Consider the following 21,094-nt stretch of genomic DNA (forward strand, 5'->3'; position numbering starts at 1 on the left):
ATGCCCTTCAGTAATATTCACGGATATATGCATAGGCGCGGTCGAACAGCTCGACATCTTGGTGGAGCTTATACTTGAACAGTGTCTGGCGAAGGGCCTTCTTTACCTCTCGCTCGCCGGCGTGGGTGTCCTGCCAGCCGTCAAACCTCACGGCACGTACGATCTCGTCGATGTCATCGACAACTCGTTTAACCATAATGGGTGTATCGCCGTTCTTCGCCTCCTCGAAGAGCTCGGTGAGGGCAGCCTTACCGCGATCGATATCCTCCTCCACTGGGGTTTCACGCTCCGTCTTGACGACATCCTTGGCGAGTTCGAGCAACTCCTTCAGGAAATCAATGCTGAGCAGCAGCCCTTGCTGGTGGCGGTTCTTCAGATCCTCCAAACGTTCGGCCAGTGCCTTGTATTTCGGGTTTCCGGCGTGCTTCCGCAGCCGGCCGGTCACCTTGACCGAAATTTCTTTGGCTTTCTTTTCGGGGTCGGGGTTCCCAAGAACAGCTTCGAGCAACTCCGCATCCATCACCAGCGTGTCCAGGTCGTCTCGCACAGCATCGACGTGAACATGCTCGTGGATCAGTTCGATGGTCTTGGCGCCCAGCCGGTGCCAAAGAAGCCGCCCTGTTCCCGTTGAAGGCTTCAGGGATTCATAGACCTGTGCCAGCCAGCGGTAGTCCTTTTCAAAGGGGGTCAGCACTGGGTCGGGCGACAGTGCTTCCCAGATGCGGCTCAGCACGCTGAAATCAGACGCGAAAGCGTCGCGCCGCTCATCATTTGGCAAGCAATCCTGCGCTGCGATCAGACCCTCGTAACCGGTGAGGGTGCGGTCGACGCCGGCGAAATATTCCAGGCATTTCTGGATCGCGGATGGCAACATCGCGGCCAGTTCTGCGATGTTAGAGACAGCCTTCTGGACACCCTTCTCGTCGAACTTCAGCGCCTGTGCGACGTCGTCGAAGATTCCGAGGTAATCGACGATCAGGCCGTGGGTCTTCTGCTCACCATAGGGGCGGTTCGTCCGGCAGATCGCCTGTAAGAGCGTGTGGTCGCGCAGCGGCTTGTCCAAGTACATCGTCTGCAGGATCGGGGCGTCGAATCCAGTCAACAGCTTTGATGTCACGATGATGATCTTCAGCGGGTCCTTTGGGTCGCGGAAGCGGTCGAGCAGCTTTTCCTCGGCATCCCGGTCGCGCTTGTACTCAGCGTATTCCGTCTCACCACTGTTAACCGACATGACGATGTCGGAGGTCTCCGGCGACAGGTGCTTATCGAGTTCTTTCTTATAGAGCAGGCAGCTTTCGCGATCGAAGGTAACAACCTGGGCTCCGAAGCCGTTCGGCTGAACTTTGGTCTGAAAGTGTTGGGCGATATCCGCGCAAATAGCACTGATCCGCTCAGGTGCTTTTACGAGTATCGACATCTTCGCAGCGGCGCGGCCGAGCTTGTCCTTGTCCTCGTCTGTTAGGCCATCTGTCAATTCAGCATAGGCCGCTTCGATGGCCTGTTGATCAATGTGGAGATCGACTAGCCGCGGCTCAAAATGCAGCTCCTTGGTCGCGCCGTCGCGAATTGAGTCGTTAAGTCCGTAGCGGCTCATATAACCGTTCTCGTCGATCTCGGCGCCAAATGCGTAGAATGTGTTGCGGTCAGCGCGGTTGATCGGCGTGCCAGTAAGGCCGAACAGGAACGCGCTCGGCAGCGCCTCGCGCATCTTGCGGCCCAAGTCACCTTCTTGCGTCCGGTGCGCTTCATCGACCATGACGATGATATTGTCGCGATCGTTCAGCACGCCGTCCGCCTCGGCGAACTTGTGGATCGTGGTGATAACGACTTTTCGCACGTCCTTGGCCAGCAGGTCGGACAGTTCCTTGCGGCTGTCGGTGCGCACCAGGTTCGCCATGTCGGCCGCATAGAAGGTGCCGGCGATCTGGCTGTCGAGGTCGATGCGGTCCACCACCACTAACACGGTCGGGTTCTTCAGCGCCGGATGCAGACGCAACTTCTTGGAAGCGAACAGCATCAGCAGCGATTTGCCAGAACCTTGAAAGTGCCAAATCAGACCCTTGCGCACCTGGCCCGCAACGACGCGCTCGACGATTTTGTTGACGCCCTCGACCTGCTGGTAGCGGGCGATGACCTTGATGCGCTGTTTGCCCTTCTGCGTAGCGAACGCGGTGAAGTTGGCGAGCAGGTCCAGCACCATGGCCGGACGCAGCATGTCGGTGACGGCCTTTTCGACCTCTCCCATCGATTGCAGAACATCATCGTCCGTGCGCCAAGGGCCCCAGAGATCGACAGGCATCCGGACGGAGCCGTAGCGGTACTCCTTGCCCTCGGTCCCGACGGAAAAGACGTTCGGCACGAACAGTTCCGGTATGTTCTTCTCGTAATCGTCATGGACCTGAAGTGCGGCGTCAAGCCAGCTTTGGCTGGAGCGGACCGGCGTCTTGGCCTCGATCAGGACAAGCGGCAGGCCGTTGACCAACAACACCAGATCAGCGCGCTTTTCGGTCTTGCCGGCGCGAAAGGTGAACTGCTGGGTGACGACAAAGCTGTTCTGTTCGATGTCGTCGAAGTCGATCAGCCGGATGGTGACGTGTTCGCCATTCGCGCCGAAGGGCATGGAGCGTTCGCCAAGCATCCAGGCGGCGAATTCCTCGTTGGCCTTCACCAGCCCATCCGAGCGCGCGCTCATGACGATGGCGCGCAGTCGGTAGAGCACGTCATCCACGCGGCCCGGATTAGCGGCGATGTCGGGGTTCAGGCGGATCAGGGCGTCGCGCAGATAGGGCTCGACCAGCGCCTCCTGCGACTGGCGCGGCAGGTCGGCGGGGCCGACGAAATGCCAGCCGAGGCCAGAGATCGCGCCGCCCTGCCGGGCGAGGCCGGGTGTGACGGTGGTCGGGCCGCTCGTTCCGGTGAGGCGGTCGCGGATGAAGGCTTCGACGGTGTTGGCCTCGTTGAATGTCATTGCTCTATTGTTTCCTCGCTCAAAAACAGTGAAACGAGGCCTTTGAGTTTGCGGTGTCGATCTTCGATTTTCTTTCTCTCGCCCTCTATCGAGGATAGTCTTTCACACCACAGCTCCTGCTGAGCCAATGACGGCACTGGCACCTCAAGAATACCAAGCGCATTCAAGTTAAGTGTTTTTCGGGCTGACTCGAAAGCTTCGTTGACCAGCAATTCTTGGTAGCTTGGCGATCTGAGCACATACGCCAAAAAGTCAGGAAGAAGATCTTCACGCGGTCGTATGCGCGCTATCGCCCTTGCTATATTCGCGCCATTATCTTCCTCGGTCGCCACATACACACGTCCGATAGTTCCGACGATTGAAACAAGGACGTCGCCCTCAGAGACACGCGATCGTTTATAGTTTGCATCAATAGTCGCCGATATACGCTTTAGCTCCGAACGGCGAATTTCGTCGTTTTCAATGTCGCAAACCCGGATCAAAGGAATTCCGGTTGGCACTTCATCACCTGGCTGCACAACGCCATAGCAGAGCGGAGCTGAGGTCGAACAAATATCTGAGAGCGTAAGCGATGGTTCGTCGACCAAACGGTCAACCATCTCCCTGAGAAGCGACAGATAGAGTTTTCTCGCCATCTCACCGGCTTTGAGTATTTCCTCTGCCGCACTTTCAGCGGCAGTCAGCGCCTCCATCAAACGCGCCTGCTCTTGGATCGGTGGCAGCAGGAATTCGAAGTCAGCGAGGCTCTTCCAGTTCGTGCGGGGTGACAGCGATCCGGCCGACGTGCCGACGGCATGATCGAAGAACGCATCTGTCTGACAAATGAAGGGCAGAAGTTCAGGCATCAGCGCATCGCTGGAAGGCTCCAAAACATAAATGTCACCTGAGCAGACCCCTTCGAAATCTGCCACAGCCACCTTGCGCTGATACGCGCGCCGCTTGCCAAACAGGACCTGTCCGGGCTTGAAAACCGAGGTGAAAGTCGTGCCATCCGCAATATCCGCCCAGCGTCGAATGCGCAGATCGCCGGGTTCTATATGCTCAAGCCCTACGACGCGCTCATAACCCTCGGCTTCGGGGTCTTTTGCCCGGAGCTTTGACAGGCGCACCACGTCACCGAAGGCCACGCGGGTCCAGCCAGCCTTGTTCGAGATCACCTGCTCAAGCATCGGCGTCCTCCGCCGGTTCCAACCCGTCGAGCATGTCGACCAGTGCATCCATGCCAGTCCAGAAGCCGCGCCCCTCGGCATCGAAGATGTCCCAGGCGGCGGTCAGGGTCACGGCCTCGCCCACCGGCACCTCTGGCTTTGGCTTCTTTACATAGCGGGCGATGGACAGGTTGCCCTCGGCCGCCAGTACATCGGCGGTTCTGACAACGCTGGAAAACCCCGGCGCATCGGTGAAATCCTGATAGGCCGCAAGGATGCGCGCCTGATCCTGTGGCCGCAGAAAGCTCTGCGCCCGTTCGCGTGCAATCTCGGCCACTGCGTCGATGAACAGGATGCGCCCTTGCCGGTCGGCGGGCTTTTTGCTGCGGCAGAGGATGACGCAGGCTTCCATCGGAGAGTTGTAGAACAAGCCCGGTCCAAGCCCGAGCACGCATTCCACCAGATCGGCCTCGATCAGCTTGCGTCGCATTTCGGCCTCTTCGTTGCGGAAGAGCACGCCATGCGGGAACAGGATCGCGCAGCGCCCGGTTTTGGGATCCATGCTGTTGAGGATGTGCTGGAAGAAGGCATAGTCCGCGCGCCCCTGTGGCGGGGTGCCAAGGAAGTTGCGACCCCAGACATCCTTCTCCCACGCGCCGCGGTTCCATTTCTTGATGGAGTACGGCGGATTGGCGAGGACCACGTCGAAGGTGCGTAGCGCGTCCCCTTCCGCGAAGGCCGGGTTGGCGAGCGTATTGCCGCTGGCGATGTGGAAGTCCGACACGCCATGGATCACGAGGTTCATCCGCGCAATGGCGGCGGTGATGGTGATCAGCTCCTGCCCGTAAAGGCCCATGGTGCGGGTGTCGCCGCCGCGCCGCTTGGCTTCGGCAAGGCAGGAGATCAGCATGCCGCCGGTGCCGCAGGTCGGATCATAGATGCTTTCACCCGGTTGCGGCTCCAGCATCTGCGCCATCAGATGGACCAGGGTGCGGTTGGTGTAGAACTCCTGCGCGGTGTGGCCGCTGTCGTCAGCGAATTTCTTGATCAGGTATTCGTAGCCGTTGCCGAGCTCGTCCTCCGGCACGGCGGCCAGCGTGAGGTCGTGCTTGGAGAAGTGCTCGATCAGGTTCTTAAGTGTTGCGTCGGGCATCTGGCCCTTGTCGGTCCAGTTGGCGTTGCCGAAGACGCCCTGCAGCCGTTCCGGATTGGCGGATTCGATGGCGAGGAACGCCGAGAGCATTGCCCGCCCCACGTCCTTTGGCGCGCTGCGCACGTCGTTCCAATGCGCGCCTTCGGGGATGACAAAGCGGTCATTGGCCGTGGCGGTCGCGTAGCCGTCGTCTTCGGTTTCGTCGAGTGCGTCCTGATAATCCTCGTCCCAGACGTCGGAGAGGCGTTTGAAGAACATCAGCGGGAAGATGTACTGCTTGTAATCGCTGGCATCGACAAGGCCGCGGAGCAGCGTCGCCGCGCCCCAGAGATAGCTTTCGAGCTCGCGCTGAGAGAGGTGGTCGGTCATTGCAGCCAGCCTCCCTCGGTCAGCACCTTGCGCATGTGATCCTCGGCAGCGCGCGCATCCGCAAGGGCCGTCTTGAACGCATCGACGGCCTCGGGGAGCGGTGGAATGTCCTCGCCGATGGGCGGCAGCACGTAGCGGGAGATGTTGAGCGTCCAGCCTTCCTTCTTGATCTCGTCGATGGTGGCGACCTTGGCGCGATCCTCGACATCCTCGAAGGCGCGATACCACGATACGATCTGGTCGCTGTGGTCATGGTCGAGGAAGTTCTGGGCCCGGCCTTTGCGGAACAGGCTCGACGCGTCGATGATCAGGACCTTGTTCTTGCGCTCTGGAGGCTTCTTCCGCCGGAGCACGACCACGCAGCCGGCAAGTTGGGTCCCATAGAACAGGTTCGGGGCCAGGCCGATGACGGCCTCGATCATGTCGTTCTCGAGCAGCGCCTGACGGATGCTTCCCTCGGCCGACTTTCGGAACAAGGCGCCCTGCGGCAGGACCACGGCCATCCGGCTGTTTCCGGTTGGAGCCATCGACGAGATCATGTGCTGAACGAAGGCATAATCGCCGTAGCTCTCAGGCGGGATGCCGTACTGGGCACGGCCCCAAGGATCGGCCTCCCACAGCTCGCGTCCCCATTCCTTCAGCGAGAACGGCGGGTTAGCGATGACACAGTCGAATGTGGCGATGCCGCTGGCGCTAGAATCCGTGAAGGCGGGGCTGCGCAGCGTGTCCTCGCGGGCAATCTGGAAATCCTCGATCCCGTGCAACACCAGGTTCATCCGCGCGATGGCGGAGGTCGTGAGGTTCTTCTCTTGGCCGTATATCTTGCCGTAAAACATTCGCGGGTCGCCACCTTTGCGCATGACGTGTTCAATCGCGCCAAGCAGCATGCCGCCCGTTCCGCAGGCGGGGTCGTAGATGCTCTCGCCTTCTTGGGGGTCTAGGATCTCGACCATCATCCGCACGACGCTGCGTGGGGTATAGAACTCGCCGGCTTTGTTACGGCGGGTGACGTCGGCGAACTTGCCGATCAGGTACTCGTAGGCGTCGCCGAGGACATCGGTGCTGACCGCTTTGTTGCCGAGCCCGATGTCCGAGAGGCCCTCGATCAGATCCTTGAGCAGTTCATCCGAGAACTTCTCTTTGTTGCCCCAGTCGGCGGTGCCGAAAACGCGGAAGAGCGTGTCTGGGTTGGCTCGTTCGATCTCCTGCATCGCACGGTGAAGAGTTGTCCCGACATTTGTCGCGGTCTCGCGAACATCGTTCCAGTGGCACCCTTCTGGAACGACAAAGCGGTGAATTTCTGGAAACAGCGAAGGGTCTGCTTCGCCGTATAGCTCTTGTGCCTCGGTAGTCTCTTCGTCCCACACGTCAGAGATACGCTTAAAGAACAAGAGAGGAAGAATGTAACCCTTCCAATCGGTTCTATCGACCGCGGACCCGCGTAGGGTATTGGCCGCCTCCCAAAGGGCGGATTTCAATTCAGCCGCATCATTCTGCATAACCTTTATAAGACCTTGAAAAGCAAATTGTTTCAACCACACAAATCAAGCAAAAAGCTCCTGCTTGGAAACTTCTTACCGCGGAAACCGCAAAAGTGCTTGCTTCTTTTTGTCGGGATAGAACTGGTGCCTCAAGAGGGACTCGAACCCCCGACCTTGTCCTTACGAAGGACCTGCTCTACCAGCTGAGCTATTGAGGCTTTCGGGCCCTACTATGGCCCTACTAGTTCTATGTCTTTGCCGCGAACTCATTGGTTTCGCAAGTCATTCTCGCGGGGACCCGCTAATTACGAATGACCTGCTCTACCATCTGACCCGCCTAAATTCGGGCCATTACGTTATTTCCGAGCTGAAACAGTTCGCTAACTTCAGCGCATCAAAATTGGGGTTTCCGGAGGGGTGGCCCTTCCCGAACCAAACCCCGCTAAACCGTACTGCTAGAATTACCATCGCTGTGTTTTTGAACAGCCGACAAGATTTAAATCTTACTCTCAAAGGCACCTGTACCTCAAAGCGAATAGGGGGTCCTAGAAAGGGTTTCAGTTTACTTCATCACAATTCAGTCCAAGGAATTTCCGATTTTTGCACAAACATGGTGGTGGCTCCCGCCTTCAAATCAGTAAAGAAAGCGTTTCCAAACCGCGTTTTCAGCAAAATCCAAACAAAACAAAAAAATATGCCTAAAAGAACTTTTTCGGGAAAGCTGTTTGAAAGCGCTCTCGTATCACTTGGTCGAACTACATTGGCTCGTCTCGCAATTTCAATCCTACCACACCTGACAACGAATTCCGCCGAGTGATTTTTTTCCTTTCTCTTTTAGTGCTTTCGTAAATGTTCGACGGCCCCAAGGTTTGAGATTCTGGTATTCCATCCATCCACAAAAACGCTCATACAAGAGCTGCGTGGATGTCCATGCACCTTGCTGCTCTTCAGCTTCTTCGCTGAAGAATTGTAAAACAATGTCTTCGCCATCCATATATTCTTGGCTGGCAACTCTAACAGCTCTCGGCAGGGACAAACCACTCTCGAGATATAGCTTCGCACCATCGACCGCCCAACGTAAGATTCTCGGAGCTTCCTCGTCCTGTAACCGGGACTTAAGCTCACGGTCTTCTTTGCCCGCGAAAGTCTGCATAAACGGTACTAGTGCAACCCGGGACCTCATAGCTTGATCTACACCTCGAAAATTAGGTTGTGTGTTTCCCGTGATAATCAGTGTTGCCTGTGGCCGGAAGGAATAAGGATTTCGATATAGAAGCTTAGCGCTGATTGTGTCGCCTCCCGTTATTTCCTTTAGCAACGCTTCGTTCCAGACCCTACCTCGGTCAATCTCTGATACGGTGATCATTCGAGCGCCGTCTGTTCCTGCAAGGAAATTCTCAGTGTTCAGATTTGAATGGGAGAGGAACAAACCTGAAGGTGCAGTCGCTGCATAACTTCCCATAATCGTAAAAAGCGTTTCAAGAAATGTGCCTTTGCCGTTTCGTCCATACCCATGGAAGAAAAAGAAGCGCTCTTCTTTTGTTAGGCCTGTCAAGCAGTAGCCAGCTAAACGTTGAAGAAACTCCCACATCTCAGGGTCGTTTGGAAATACGCTCTGCAAAAACTCTTCCCATTTTCTGGATCGCTCTCCATCTGCAGAAGGCGTCACCGCAGTAGTACGAGATATCTTGTCGCAACGGCGGCCTGCGCAAAGCTTTCCCGTTCGCAAATCCACAACACCATCGGGACAACCCAAAACAAAAGGGTCAGAATCGAAGTCACCGGCTAGGTCTTCTGACTGCGACTTCATTTTGGCCTCGACCGCACTGTCGAAGCTCACTGAGCCCAACTTTTCGCGCATTTGACGGCAAATTGACTTCAACTGCTTGATCGTCAATTCGCCTGCAGGTCCGTTTACTCCGGACCTTTGCGCCGACCGGATTTTTTCAATTTGATTTTCGGCGACTTCTCCAATCTCATTTACCGCAGTTCTCAAATGATGACGGATGTCTTTCACGACATCTCCCGGGCTCCGCTTTTGCCAAATGCTTCCCTTCCAACCTAGCCAACATCCCCATTCTTGAACCCAAACATTGTTTTTGGCCCAATCAGATTCCACCAATGATTGTGCTAGATTTTCATGACTAAGCGGCAAATCTTCCAAACCGACTTCAAGTGGATTTGCCTTTGCCGCTCCATCAGCTAGGGCTCGTTCGATCGTGTTTTTACTTTTTTCTGGATCATCCCAGCCGGCAACTACTTTACCCAACTCGCAACATACAAATTCCGTTGAAAATGTGCCGACCAAGGACCCTGCCAAGAATGCAACTCGGTTAAGTGTGTCGTTCCGAGTACCAGGCTCAGCTGCGGCAAGATTTGATAGCTGAGTACTCAATACTAGCTCCGCCTTGCAACGACGTGCCATTTTCATGATCAAACCAGGTTTAACCCCAGAAATAGCCGAATTTTGCAGCGGAGGTTTCTTTTTCGCCGCTTCGACCAACCATTCCGGGGCACAGGCAACACCAACTTCGTCAGGAGACAAACCCAGCGAAAACCTGTATTCTCCTACACCAGGTTTCGATGACGGTGGAACAACAACGATGCCTCCTTCGCCGCGAATGTCGATTCCCGGGCCTAGCTTGCCAGCGCTATTTCTAACTTCGCCTCCGTCAGGATATCGAAACCAATAGTGCTTTCCCCCAGTTGGTGTTTCCACCGTAACTGTGGGCGGCATCGGCCCATGCTGCTCCATCAATTCTACCCACGCCTGAAGCCCACCACTTCGAACGTCAAGGTCTACAACCAACAAATCGGAGATTTTCCCGGTAGCGATACCAACGTTGGCCTTTGGCCACTTCTCCCAATCTTTTCGGATTTCCTCTACGTCGGTTGTTTTTCCCCACTGGGTACCTGAGTACTTCGCTGCTTTATGAGATTGTTTCTTACCAAGCTTCACGGGAAAAACTTCGAATCCCATTTTTGCATATTTGATTGCGAAGGCTTTTGACTGTGTTTGCGATAACTTGTACCCAGACTCACTGTTATCAACTGGTTCAAATGCCGAGGAACTAGGTGCTTTCGAGTTTCTATTTCTCATGACGCACCGCCACTCTTAAACGATTGCGCAAATTGCTCACACCAATCGCGCACATACCCTAAAGACCAAACTCGATCTTTCCCGTGGTAATTCGGTGCCGCGAACTTTCCATCTCTTACACGACGCTCAATAGCTGATTTTGACATACCCGTTAGGATAGAGACTTCCGATATTCCTAGTAGCGAGTAATCAGGAAGCCGTCCGTAGTCAGGCATCTTTGACCAGTCAATTCCTGATCGGTATTTCGGTACGCCCTTAATTGGCCGTGCACATTTCGTATAGTGGCGCGTCTTACGCTCGTTTTCTTGTCTGATATTCATGGGTCTCTTCTCCATGCTTAAAAAGCGGAAGGAGAAGGACTTTGCGTTGCTTCTCCTTGTCACTCCGCTGATCCGATTTCAGCGTTGCGATTGGAGACTTCGCCCGTTGCTGCTTGATTGGCCGATTCTGCAGCTGCCCTTGTGGAGGGCTAGTGGTCTGTGCGGGCATCGACCCCGCTATTTACGATGATTACACTATACGGTTCTAATTCTGATTTTCGGCTCAAGATTGAACTCGCTATTCTCGCCTACCCTAAAAAAGTTTCCGAGAAAATACTTTTTTTGTAAAATTATCGGATACTTACGTAATTTTTTTAACTTTCGGGAAAATCTGATTATTTTAGTTCCCCAAGAATTTTCCAATTATTCGGTTGAAAATGAAGCGCCCCGTTTCGAAGGACCGCTCAGTGAATACATCCAAGGTAAATCTCGGAAATGCGTTTGATTGCGGCGATTGCTACCTCCGCTTTCGCACTTTCGTCGATGAACAACCCATATGAAGAAACGCTAACACAAGCCATTTCGGACTCGTCATTTGGGTCAGTATTCTGGATGCTTGGAAATGCGTATCGAAGACCCACCCATAGCTCAAATCCAAGGTCTATTTCTGTATCAGCTTCGTAGCCAGAAGCCCCAACTTTCACCAACTTTATTTTCTTGCCCAAAGCATAGAGAACCATCGTGCTGCACGTGTGAATTACCTAATCAGCCAATTGTAAGCTAATGAACGTTTTTCAGCCCACAAACACAGGGTAAGGTGCATTTTCCAAGTTCCTGACAGAAAGTTCAAAAATTAGACACCAAGGATGCTGGCACAAGCTTGGTTTGAAATGAAAAGAAATTGCTAGTCTGTTAGAGCGCTTAGTATTGCTTGGGAAATGCGAGCATCCCGCAGGTAGCCTGCAATCGAATGAGCATTCTCATGTCCGTTCTCGATATCTGGAAAATTTTGGATCGTGGTCTTGTTGCTAAACGTATCGGCATCAAGTGATTTGTGTAGTGCAACAAAATCCTCAGGGTCGGACCCGTTGATCCATTTCGGCGCGGGTGGTGGATTTACAAGCGGATTACCTACACGTTTTCGCACAATCTCAATCCCAAGAGGCGAGCCCAGAGTAAGAAACAATGGGAAATCGGGTTGCGACAACATCCTACGCAGCAAAACATAGGCCACGATCGTGCCGAGCGAATGGCTAACAACGACGGTCTTCGTTCCTTCTCGGTGGTCAGCCAAAACTTGGTCAAATACAAGATTATTGATTCCATCGAACACGCCGGGTTTGTTCAGATAAGTTGCGGCCTGTGACAGTGTGACCCGCGCCAAGGTGTTGCCCGCGCTCGGGATCACTTTTTCCAGAGAACGGGCGATCGCCTTAATCCATTTTTTGTGAACTCCCGCAGCTTGGCGCATCCCGGCTAAGTCATCCACCTCGTCCAACTCTTCAGCGACCTGTGAATTCTCGAGGCCGTAGTGTTTCTGAAATTCTAGATAGAGCGCGGCCACCGCAGGATCCGCATAATCGTTGTCCGGGGAATTCGCGCTCATCCGTGTGCCCGAGAAGTTTAAGAGCTTCCAACTGCGATCCTCTAAAAAAAGCTTGTCGGCGTAGTATGCAGTGGAAATCTCCACATCGTCCCACCAGTCATCCGCCCGCGTGCCCATAGCGCCGCGCAGCGCACCACCCCATAACGCTTCTATCTGCTCCCTGGTTCGGTCCTGATTATTTATCCCATGAATGAAAATTAGTCGCTTTGTCATGAGCTCCTCCAAAGTCGCGTATCTCATAGTGAAAATGTTCCATCACCAGGCCAATTGCAGCTTCTGGCAACACAGTGATATTACGCCCCGAGGCTAACTTGGAAATGTCGCGCATTACATCCGGCATGGTTTCAAAATCCAAGATTTGCAGAAGGTCCCAGCCCTGCCTAAAAACCGGGAAGATGGTTGTTAGTGGCACTTCTTTTCGCGCATCAAATGCGCTTCGGGCATAAGTAGGTCGCTCTGTGTCTCCATTTTTGTGCTTTGCTTCTCCCACCGCTGCGAGGTCAGCAAACACCTGCCAACGATCGTTTTCATCGCGCGCCCATGTCAGAGTCTGAGATGCAACCAGCGCTAAATCAAAACTCAGTAGGCCGTCTTGGGCCATAAAATGAGCCGTGCGAAGCGCGTTATCCCGATCGGAGGCAAGATAATACAGGTATCCTGCACGGTTGGCATAGTTAGGATAAGTCGCTTTGCGGCTACGTATGTCGTCCGCCAACCTCATCGCATCCGACATCCGGGCCGGGTTTTTGGTGGCAAACCGCGTTAGTGACAAATCTGGATTGTCCATATGATCGTAGTGGTCAACCAGGAAAAGCTCGCCCGGATAATCCAACATAACGACGCTGCTTGTGGCTATTGAAAATGATGGTGCGAAAGTCCACCCACAGCCGGAAGCATTCTTTACAAAAATCGGGCGCTCTTCTGTAGTACCGTGGCCCGGTGAATATCGGACGTATTTCGCGTGCTGATAAAAACCGTCTTCAGCACCTCTTGGATAAGCAATTACGGGGCGCCCCTCTACGCTGACCCAGCTGTCGGCTATCTTTGTGGCAAGGGCCAACGCGTAATCAACTTCATCGCTTAAGTTTCCCGAATCTTCTTTATTCGCCTCGCGAATGATCTCGTCCCCCAGGTGCGTTGAAATTGAACAGTTCATCATCCAAGCTAGGAGGCCCTTTCCTACTCATATTCGAAATGTGCACTAGCGCATCTGGACCATCTCCGATGTCGACAAACACTCCGAAATCCGAAACGCTTGAATCAAGCCCTTCTTCGACTGCGAACGCTTCAATGTCTCCTTCGTCTGGCGTTTTGTCGAACACCTCGTAAAAGTCATTATGGCTTATGAAACCTGGTTTTGGATCGGCTTCCAGATGTTCATTGTATTTCTTGGCTCGCTTGGGCAGCTCCTTTTTGATCCACTTGGACAATGTCGAACTAGTAATCACCGGCGCATAGGCATGATGTTCGGTCTCGATTACCTCCGGCACATGGCCTTCCAACGCATCTAGAAGCGCATCGGAAAACAAACAAAATGCTGGCCTGTTCTGGACCGCGTTCGGTTGAAAAGCATACGCACCTTGAATTGACGAAAAGAACAAATCGGTTTCTAGTGGTGCCATCTTGTTAGGCCATTCAAGTATTGGACTGCCTGCAAACCCCGCCAGTTCTGCCTCCACGGTGCGACAGGCATCAACGATGTAACAGACCTGACCGCCATCTATGCCAACTGCCGAACTTTGTGCGCCGATGCCTTGTCGTTCCATCGCGGTTTTGAACTGCAGGAAATTCACACCTTGGGCAGGGTCTCCCTTGGCGTTATGAAGAAGCCAGAAATCGGTCAATCCGGTACCCATCATGCCGTGCCCGGCAAAATACACCACGACACGATCCCAAATGGCACTGCCAATGAAATCGCGCATTTCCATCTCTAGTCGATCCCGTGTCACCGGCTCTCCGGTTTGCTTAATCCCCTCTTCGTCCACCCAGTCTTCGTCCGTGATTTTCAGCACAGCATAGTTGCGCGCAGGGCTATCTCCTTCGGCCCATTTCGCGATGCGGTTCGCACTAGTAATTGTGCCAGGAAGGTCAGGCAAATCCTTGTATTTCGAAACTGCAATCACAATCATCGCTTTGCGGAGAGGGGACAGGTCAGTCATCTGCGTTTTCCAAAATTAATCTATCGCACAATAATCGACTGCTTGCCTCGATCAACATTTGGTTGGTTTCCCAACGTATTTAGATCATTCTGGTTTGGACGCCTCCTCGACTAATGCACTGGTTTTGTTGTCGAGTTTTTCGATTGACCCTGTTTCAACACAAATGCGAACTCAGAGCAGCACACTGGATTTTCAGAAACACGGCCGAACTTCCAGTTCGAGGAATTCGCTCCAAGTTTCTGATTGGTCAGATTGCGACAGTCAATGCTAAGATAACAGTGTTGTCTGACTTGTCGCCAATTGCAAAATAAACTAACTCGGCATGTCTTGTTGGAACCAAGTAGCCCGCATGCATTATTGGCCGCCGCAACCTGAGTAACACCTGAGGTCAGTCAGTGAGACTCTGCACCTAAGCGCCGGTTACTCTAAAAGCGCAACTTGGAAACCACTCTGGGCTGCAAGTGCACTAAATAGTACGCCTTCATTGGCTCTCAAAGGCTGGCGGTCATCCGTCTGCACTAAAGCTCCCCCGGCGCGATGCAGAGCGATAACGTTCCACCGCTCATTGAATACAGGTGATCCACTAGACCCGCCAAGAGTGTCAGTTAAATAGGCTAACTTGTCCGCCGACATCGCAACTACTTCATTGGCCGTTACAGCAATTTTTTTCACCACCATTGGGATGTTGGATTATCGATACGGGGTCACCTAAACGGATTTCTGCGTTTGTATCGATACTTAAGCTACCCCATTGCAACAAATCATCCATTTCGGCTTCCAACATTAAAACGGAACAGTCCAGGGGTGGTTCGACAGTAAAAAAGCCAGAACTTCGCGCTGAATATATTTTGCTCTCTTGCAAGTTTCCGTTTCTATCTCGCTGAAAATTGAATTCGATTTTCGTACTGCCAGCCACTTCGGCGCTCGGCACCACGTGATTGTTAGTAATGACCCGCCCATTCGCTACCAAAAAGCCAGTACCTAGAGCTGAAGGGGTAATGATACGACAAACCGCTTTACTTGCCTCCATCCCCTCAGATAACCAAGATACACTTTGCAAATTTCCGCGACCGTTAACTTTTTCTGGCACCGCTTTTCCGAGCACAGGGTCCATTTTTGGTGTGACTGCTGGACGTAGAGTGGCGGAATCTTCAGCCGTTCTATCAATTTCTTGAAGAAGTTCCAAAAGAGCGAGTTTTAACCTCCGCTGTTCTTGAGCCAACCTGTCTGGGTGCTCAGTTGCCAAGCGGAATTTGACTTTCAATTGTGATAATTCAGAAGCGTGCAGCAATGCTTCGGATTTGAACGCTTCTAACTTTCGAGCGTAAACCTTGGAAGCTTGGTCTAGTTGACCGCTCAAATACGAAAGCAACGCTGCTTTCGCACCGTCCATATCGGCGATCGAAATCAGTTCATTTATAGCTTCCAACGAGGGGTGCATTTTTAATTCATCTGAGGTTCGATGTGACGACGATTCAACTGGTTTAGCAGTGGAACAAGTAATAGACCCATAAGGAAATAACCGATGAATATCAAAATAGCATAAGCCCATGTAATATCTAAATCGCCCGTATAGAAGTTGTTAATCACAGCGAATAGAAGCGCGCCGCTCAATAACGGAACGTAAGTCGCTGAAAAGCATAGAAAAAGCACAAAGAAATCGCTTCTGGTTCTTTCATAGATCGACTGTGCGCTGAAAAGCAGCGCAAAAACAAAAACAAAAACCATTGGAGTCAAAATGGTAGTTAAAACTGTTGAGTTGATTTCTGTAAAACCTACAGCTGCACTAAAACCCAAACCTAAAAAAACAGCTACAGCTGCTGCACGCAAAACTGTCGCTGGACCTGAAAAAATCAAACCAACGCAAAACACCACTGCAATGAACAATATACTTGCTCCAATTGCTGGGCCAAACATCGCAGACGCAAACAAATTGGTGTAATCCCAATCAGGGTATTCGCCGTAACGCAAACCCAAGCTTACGAGTAACAGCAAAAAAAGCCTGCATAAACTGGTGCAAACAAAGCGAAAAACGATTTAACGACAATGTTCTTGGATCTTTTGCCCAATTCGATGTTGCGTGCCTGCGTTCGAAAAAAGACGATCACCAAAAGGATTGAAAACAGGAGAATGAAAAGACTGGAACCAGATTCTGACAATGAATTCACTGACATCTGCAGATCTTTTTGGGAGGAGTAACCAAGTTCAAACCCAGTAAGCGGTACGATACACAAGCAGAGCGTAAACGACACCGCTGCAAGTATAGGAGAGATGTGTATTCGAAATAGCCAATAGTTAGGATAATTGATCAATAGATTCCGTTCCATAAGCCGGAAATCTTGGCTCGAAACTGGAAGCTGTAATTTCCAAATTCTTTTGAGTGTTGAATGAACACCGGCCACTATGCATGACTTCAACCTCTCAAACAAAGTTAAAACAACTGCAAGCAATGCTGCAAGAAGCACGAAATTGACTTTTACTAGGCCAAGTATCCAGTGATCGCCAATAAACAAACGGACTGTGTTTTGATACCGTTCTATTGCAACCAATTTTTGGCTCAAAGCTAAACTTCGGCCGGCCGCTTGTAATTCAGTAAGTCCCTCAACGGCTTTACGATAAACTTCTTTGATATTTTGGGATTCCCTACTCGATACCGAACCATTTGGTAAGGCAGAAGACGCTACTTCGTACACTAGTTGATCAACAAACTGGAAGTTGTTTCCTTGCCACGTAGCATTTCGAAAACTATTTGGTTTGAAAACACAAAACGTCGATCCGTTCGATTTCTTTTGACTATGCAATTTCAAGCGTTCAAAGAGTTGTATAACGCTCGCGAGTTCATTCTGCCCTGTGTATAACCTTTCAATAGTGGATTTTAGGTTATTTTCACTCCCGGTAGGCACTTCACAGAGTTCATCAAATCCCGAACTAAGTGTAGTTTTATCAATTTCTAAGTTACTTATATCGTACAGCTGAAGAGTTCGGTTAGTTACTGGCATCAAGTAAGCATTGGGCAGAACCAGCAGTGAGAAAATAACCGCAAAATAAATGCATAACGTCGATAGGATTTGTTTCCATCCAGATTCGATTAATGGAAACTGAAGTAGTGAAAAAATCCAAGCAAGCACTACTATTCCGGAAAAGAAATAAATCCAACCTTGGATAACAATCAATTTATTTAGGGTTGGGATTTCCACCGTGTTGTTAGCGACCAATGAACCTAAAAGAAAAAGCGCTACAAAACACGCCAGATAATACCAAAAAATGTCCAGTACCGATGTTCTCCAAATTGTCGGCGCATTTCGCAGCATCCACTTTCCTGCTGGTGCCAGAGGGTTGATACGGGTCAATAGAAATCGCGATTGGGTGATTAACTCTCTATTTGTCATGACGCATAAGATGCTTGTTCGAATAATTGCTTAATTGATCGCGACAAGTCGCGAAAGTAAGTGATTTCTATTTTGGACTCACTCAAAGCCACTAGAATACTAGCACTCGTCAAACCCAAGCTTCCTTCAACTACCACGGACAAGCCATTGAAGTAGACTTTATCTACTGGCAAGCGCGCGAGCGCGGACTTCACTTCAACCACTGAAACGTTAACGTTCATTTCGAACGTATTGATCTTGCGTGAATTGCCTATTTCACCAATAGCACCGTTATACGCCACTTTGCCGCGTCTCAAAAAAACTATATGATCAGCTACGGCTTCGATTTCATGGAGGTGTTGCGAGCTAATGAGCACAGCGATTGGAGAAGAATAAGATCGCGCCAAAGCTTGAACATCGCGAAGGAAAGTCAGTTGGGCTTTGAAATCCAGATTTGCCAATGGCTCATCCAACGCTAGTAGCTTAGGTTGCCAAATCAATGCGCGGGCCAATTCGAACCTAAGTTGATAGCCACCAGAAAGCTCGTTCCATCCATGGTCTAGGAAGTCACGCAACCCTAGCCTTGTTGTTATGTAATCAAATTCCTCATCGTTGTTCTCGCCAATAATCCCGTGAGAAGCGGCCGCAAATCGCAGATTGTCTTCTAATGATCCGCGCCACGGTTTGAGGTTTTGAGGTACATAAGCAATTTGACGTTTCACAGAAGCCCATTCCACTCTGCCGGGCTCGAAAAATCCTAGTTCGGGATAACTTATTTGACCTTCGGACTGACTAAGTTCTCCGACTATCATCCTGAAAAGCGTGGTTTTACCATTAGCATTTTCACCCACGACGCCGGTTATTTTTCCTAGGCGCAATTCAAGGTCCACACCAGAAAGCGTGAACTGTTTGAAGCTTTTCCCGAGATTAGCGGCATGGACAACGGCTCGGCTATCAATTTGGCGGCCCGAGATTCGTTTTTTTGCTGTTCGTCTTTGCGCAAGTGAAGTGTCCAGATTCGGAGATGCCTGTTCAGCTAAAATTGCGCTCGCAATATCTCGAATTTTCGCCACGAAATCTTCCTTAACGCCAAAGTGCCGCGCCATGTGCATCTCGCCGGCCAACACCAAAGATTGTGTTCGCAGTTTTTTGTCTACCGAATGATCTTTCATAAAATCAATTAACTTAAAAAGTGTCTTGTCGGGATGGCTAGTCAGGTCTTCAAGAATCTCCTCAACCCGATCGACTAAATCAGCTGTCATAGCGACGACCTCCGAACAACTTCGAGTAGGCATCCACTAGATCACTCGTGAGATCTAATCCGCGATCCAAAACGCCACGGCGTCGAAAATCAATATCCTCTGGCCGGGCAGTTCCAATACGAGCCTGTCTTACGAGATCCTGGTATTCACCACAGAGGATCAGTGCAGCCTTTTTGAAAGTTCTATCTCGCAATTCGACCGAAGCGTCTTTGCATAAAACTAAGAGGTCATCATGAAAAGTTGCGTAGTCTGCATTTGCTACGCAATCCTCAAGTTCAGCCACTCGTGCAAAGATATCTCCTGGTGCAGCCATATACTTTGCAAGTTACCCTTCAATTGAAACGTATTAAACCGTACAATTAGTGGCAGTAAGGTCCCTAGTTTGTGAAGCAAAATCTGAAAAAAGAGGTTTTTGTCTTTCAAATAGCCGAGAACAGTTTTAACGGGCGGGATGAATTTCGCACTATGTATCTAAAAAAACCTGTATTGGCCTCAAGTGACAAGCATGTTTCCAAAAACAGCTGGTTGCGAGTAAAAAGGATTGGGCACAACAAGCATTCTTTCGATGTAGACAACCAACTAAAAACGTTTCCGATTATACTTAGTTTAGGCTTCGATTTCGCTCAGCGTATGTTTGGCCCAATCTTCCATGAGAGTCCTTCGCTTCTCCAACATGTCTCCTCGCCGATATGCACGCTCGACTGCTGAACCAACTTCGTGCGCCAAAGCGATTTCAGCCATCTCGGAAGGGTATTCAGTCGTTTCGGCGACCCAATCTCGAAAAGTCGATCGAAAACCATGTGGAACAACTGGGCGGTTGGTCCTTGGATCTAAAAAGCCCAAACCGTTCGTTTTGGTTTCGGCTATATGAATTTTTTTAACTATAGCAGCAAGCGTAGCGTCGCTCATTGCTTTTTTCAAACCTTGACCAGGCCAGATCAAATTGGTGGAAGCAATTCTCGGAAAGCGCTTTAGTATAAAAACCGCAGCACTTGACAACGCCACGCGATGTTCCCGTCCCGCCTTCATCCGTTGTGATGGTATCGTCCACAATCCACGGTCAAGATCAATCTCAGACCAAGTGGCGCCTCGAATTTCTCCGGATCGGGCTGCTGTCAAAATCAGGAACTCAAGCGCAAGGCTAGAAGGGGATACCTTTCTACCACGTAGCGCTCGCATAAACGTCGGAAGCTGTTGATAAGGTAGAGCAGGCTGCCGAGTCGGCGCCTTCACCGTGGATGGTTTAGGCAGCAAGTGGCTGAGGTGATCTTTCCAAGCGGCTGGATTGTTCGACTCACGATGCCCAAGCCGAGTTTCCGCAGCAAAAACTAGCTCTATCTTCTTCATCATGCGAGACGCCCGCTCCGGCACTGAATCCCAGAGCCTTTTTTCTTCGGCCGTACCATACTTAGTGTGGGGCTGTTCAACGATTTGAATAATGTGATGAGTTTCAATTTCGTCGACCGCAAGGTCACCAATAAATTCAAAGGCAAACCCTTCAAGATCGTTCATCCATTTCGCTTCATCGCGTGCGTTGATTTTGCCTCGTACCTGGCGATTGAAGTATTCAAGAGCAGCCAGTCTAAACGTCGGCACAACAACCTTCTCTGCCGCATCCCGTCGTTTCTCCTCGGCAGGGTCAACCCCGCGCCAGAGCTTGTCCAGCACTACCCTGCCGCGCTCTCGTGCTTGAGCGAGTGTGACTTCTGGCCACGGGCCTAAAGCAAAGTCACGGCGTTTTCCTTCGAAAGTCCTTCGGAGAACCCAGGATGCCGACAACGCTGTTCCGGATGCGTATCTCCTTTTCCGTACGTTCAATGCGAGACCGCCGACACCCCCAACACGTACCAAACCGGGTTTTCGCTTATCTCCTTCTATGTCGCGTACAACGCGATTAAGAGAAGAAACGGTCATTTCATCAACTGAGCGTCGGGGCATATCTAATCTCTCCGGTTGGTGGTCATTCAATTTATGGGACCCCCTATAACTTCCGCTTTTTTCCACTTCATGGAAAGTCTCTTTCGCCTTAGTGATCAGAAAAGGCTTAAAGAATTGGATTGATGCGTAAACTTGGTGCGGGTACTCGCCTCCATTTTTCAAGGACTCTGTGGACGTTACTTAGGATTGCGCCTTGTAGGCGCTACGTCATGGGCGGCTCACACAGGCCACCTAGAATATGCTGACTACCCGTGATCCAGTTTGAATAGCACTTGGAATGGT

The 21,094-nt window shown here is 51.4% G+C and carries 13 protein-coding genes and 1 tRNA gene; all 14 read right to left on the reverse strand.

What is annotated here, in order from left to right; all coding sequences use genetic code 11:
• Window positions 1-7 precede the first annotated feature (7 nt).
• The gene (locus tag ACZ1HJ_RS17900) at window positions 8-2,968 is read right to left on the reverse strand and encodes a type I restriction endonuclease subunit R (protein WP_472719989.1); all 2,961 of its coding nucleotides are present in this window, start codon (window positions 2,966-2,968) and stop codon (window positions 8-10) included.
• Window positions 2,965-4,137 (reverse strand): restriction endonuclease subunit S, encoded by a 1,173-nt coding sequence (locus tag ACZ1HJ_RS17905; RefSeq protein WP_472719990.1) that lies wholly within the window; start codon window positions 4,135-4,137, stop codon window positions 2,965-2,967. The genes ACZ1HJ_RS17900 and ACZ1HJ_RS17905 overlap by 4 nt, the downstream gene beginning before the upstream one ends.
• Entirely contained in the window at window positions 4,130-5,638 is a 1,509-nt protein-coding gene (locus ACZ1HJ_RS17910) for a type I restriction-modification system subunit M (RefSeq protein WP_472719991.1), read from the reverse strand. The genes ACZ1HJ_RS17905 and ACZ1HJ_RS17910 overlap by 8 nt, the downstream gene beginning before the upstream one ends.
• Window positions 5,635-7,173 (reverse strand): type I restriction-modification system subunit M, encoded by a 1,539-nt coding sequence (locus tag ACZ1HJ_RS17915; RefSeq protein ID WP_472719992.1) that lies wholly within the window; start codon window positions 7,171-7,173, stop codon window positions 5,635-5,637. Before ACZ1HJ_RS17915 ends, ACZ1HJ_RS17910 begins: the two co-directional genes overlap by 4 nt.
• A gap of 88 nt (window positions 7,174-7,261) precedes the next feature.
• A tRNA-Thr gene (locus ACZ1HJ_RS17920) sits at window positions 7,262-7,337 on the reverse strand.
• A 566-nt stretch (window positions 7,338-7,903) separates the two neighbouring features.
• Window positions 7,904-10,219 carry a phage/plasmid primase, P4 family gene (locus ACZ1HJ_RS17925; RefSeq protein ID WP_472719993.1) on the reverse strand — a complete coding sequence of 772 codons (2,316 nt, stop codon included), beginning with the start codon at window positions 10,217-10,219 and terminating at the stop codon, window positions 7,904-7,906.
• A 1,164-nt stretch (window positions 10,220-11,383) separates the two neighbouring features.
• On the reverse strand, window positions 11,384-12,298 hold the full coding sequence (locus tag ACZ1HJ_RS17930) for a hypothetical protein (protein WP_472719994.1): 915 nt from the start codon (window positions 12,296-12,298) through the stop codon (window positions 11,384-11,386).
• Window positions 12,261-13,244 carry a hypothetical protein gene (locus tag ACZ1HJ_RS17935; protein WP_472719995.1) on the reverse strand — a complete coding sequence of 328 codons (984 nt, stop codon included), beginning with the start codon at window positions 13,242-13,244 and terminating at the stop codon, window positions 12,261-12,263. The genes ACZ1HJ_RS17930 and ACZ1HJ_RS17935 overlap by 38 nt, the downstream gene beginning before the upstream one ends.
• Window positions 13,186-14,244 (reverse strand): caspase family protein, encoded by a 1,059-nt coding sequence (locus ACZ1HJ_RS17940; protein WP_472719996.1) that lies wholly within the window; start codon window positions 14,242-14,244, stop codon window positions 13,186-13,188. Before ACZ1HJ_RS17940 ends, ACZ1HJ_RS17935 begins: the two co-directional genes overlap by 59 nt.
• Before the next feature lie 643 nt (window positions 14,245-14,887).
• Window positions 14,888-15,685: a trypsin-like serine peptidase gene (locus ACZ1HJ_RS17945; RefSeq protein WP_472719997.1), complete on the reverse strand. Its 798-nt coding sequence runs from the start codon at window positions 15,683-15,685 to the stop codon at window positions 14,888-14,890.
• 2 nt (window positions 15,686-15,687) lie between these two features.
• Complete coding sequence (locus tag ACZ1HJ_RS17950) at window positions 15,688-16,239, reverse strand: hypothetical protein (protein WP_472719998.1); 552 nt, start codon at window positions 16,237-16,239, stop codon at window positions 15,688-15,690.
• Window positions 16,224-17,594 (reverse strand): hypothetical protein, encoded by a 1,371-nt coding sequence (locus ACZ1HJ_RS17955; protein WP_472719999.1) that lies wholly within the window; start codon window positions 17,592-17,594, stop codon window positions 16,224-16,226. The genes ACZ1HJ_RS17950 and ACZ1HJ_RS17955 overlap by 16 nt, the downstream gene beginning before the upstream one ends.
• Before the next feature lie 35 nt (window positions 17,595-17,629).
• Entirely contained in the window at window positions 17,630-18,874 is a 1,245-nt protein-coding gene (locus tag ACZ1HJ_RS17960; protein WP_472720000.1) for an ABC transporter ATP-binding protein, read from the reverse strand.
• 606 nt (window positions 18,875-19,480) lie between these two features.
• A complete protein-coding gene (locus ACZ1HJ_RS17965) occupies window positions 19,481-20,842 on the reverse strand; it encodes a tyrosine-type recombinase/integrase (protein ID WP_472720001.1) in 1,362 nt (453 codons plus the stop codon).
• Window positions 20,843-21,094: the final 252 nt, after the last annotated feature.

It is taken from the genome of Roseovarius sp. JB2-10, assembly GCF_055693585.1.